2 protein-coding genes and 1 pseudogene are annotated in these 1,299 nt (G+C 60.2%); all 3 read left to right on the top strand.

Annotated features, from left to right (window positions below; translation table 11 throughout):
- The first annotated feature begins 115 nt into the window (after nucleotides 1–115).
- Nucleotides 116–616 (top strand): NADH-quinone oxidoreductase subunit J, encoded by a 501-nt coding sequence (locus tag G6N73_RS35715; protein WP_165034548.1) that lies wholly within the window; start codon nucleotides 116–118, stop codon nucleotides 614–616.
- Complete coding sequence (nuoK, locus tag G6N73_RS35710) at nucleotides 616–918, top strand: NADH-quinone oxidoreductase subunit NuoK (RefSeq protein ID WP_165034547.1); 303 nt, start codon at nucleotides 616–618, stop codon at nucleotides 916–918. Before G6N73_RS35715 ends, nuoK begins: the two co-directional genes overlap by 1 nt.
- A gap of 4 nt (nucleotides 919–922) precedes the next feature.
- Nucleotides 923–1,299 (top strand): annotated as a pseudogene (locus tag G6N73_RS35705) (monovalent cation/H+ antiporter subunit D family protein); the annotation flags it as partial.

Below are 1,299 nucleotides of genomic sequence, written 5' to 3'. Positions count from 1 at the left end.
AATCTTGAGAAAAATTCGAGACTAGGGCACAATTTGTGAACGCATCTGAAGTGCGCAGCTATCTCAAATCCGGCCCTCGCGCCGAGTGACAGTTCGCAGCGGAGGGTCGGCGTCGATGGATCAGGGGTTCTTTCTACTGTTCGCTGCGGCGTCCGTGATCACGGCCCTGACCGTGGTTCTGGCGCGCAATCCGATCCACAGTGCTTTGGCGCTGATGGCGTGTTTCCTGCAGATCTCGGCGATCTTCGTCTTGCTCGAGGCGCCGTTGCTCGCGGTCATCCAGATCTTCGTCTATGTCGGCGCGATCATGGTTCTGTTCCTATTCGTGATCATGATGATCGATGTGCGCGAAGCGGTGTTGCAGCGCTTTTTGCCGGGCGGGAACCTGCCGGCACTCGTGCTGCTCGTCCTGCTTGGGGTCGAGATGCTGGCGCTGGTGCTCTGGAGCGACCGCTTTTCGGTCATACAGCCCGCTACTATGCGCACCGCAGGCGAAATCAGGCAGCTCAGCACAACGCTTTTCGCCGACTATCTGCTGCCGTTTGAAGTCGCCTCCGTCATCCTGCTCGCGGCCTTGGTCGGCGCCATCGTGCTGGCGCGGAAGGAGCCGAGCTGATGGTGCCGCTCTGGTGGTACATTGTGCTGGGAGTGGTCCTGTTCGTGATCGGAGCTGCGGGTGTACTGCTCAGGCGCAACATCCTGGTAGTGCTTATGTCGCTGGAGCTGCTGCTCAACTCGGTCAACATCAATTTCATCGCTTTCGGATATTACCACGACGACTTTCGCGGGCAGATCTTCGCGATCTTCGTCATCGCAATCACCGCGGCGGAGGTAGCCATCGCTCTCGGCATCTTGGTCGCCCTCGTGAGGAACAAGTCCACCCTCAAGGTCGACGACGTGACCATGATGAAAGGATAGCGGCTTGGACCCGGTGATATCGATCCGGCCGCTACTTGCCGTCGCCGTCGCCGGTCTGGCGGCCCTTGCAGTTCTCCTTCTGAACAGCCGCGAGAAACTCCGCGATATCGTCTCGCCCTTGGCCGCGATCGCCATGTTTGCAATTGTCGCCTCGATGGCGCCCACGGTGCTGGCGGGCGGGACGGTCGATTTTCGCCTGTTCGAGATTCTGCCGGGGATCGACTTTGCTTTCCGGGTCGATGCGCTCGGCATGGTGTTTGCCACCGTCTCGTCGCTGCTGTGGATCGTGGCGGCGATCTATTCCATCGGCTACATGCGGCACTTGAACGAGCACGCGCAGACCCGATTCTTCGCCTGCTTCGCCACCAGCCTCGCGGCGGC

The sequence above is a fragment of the Allomesorhizobium camelthorni genome (genome assembly GCF_011045125.1).
GTDB classification, from domain to species: Bacteria; Pseudomonadota; Alphaproteobacteria; order Rhizobiales; family Rhizobiaceae; genus Allomesorhizobium; species Allomesorhizobium camelthorni.
This window is presented reverse-complemented; position numbering and strand designations above follow the sequence as displayed.

Bases quoted from the DNA above. Each gene is read 5' to 3' on its own strand.
- G6N73_RS35715 (WP_165034548.1), top strand. From the start codon at position 116: ATGGATCAGGGGTTCTTTCTACTGTTCGCTGCGGCGTCCGTGATCACG.
- nuoK (WP_165034547.1), top strand. From the start codon at position 616: ATGGTGCCGCTCTGGTGGTACATTGTGCTGGGAGTGGTCCTGTTCGTG.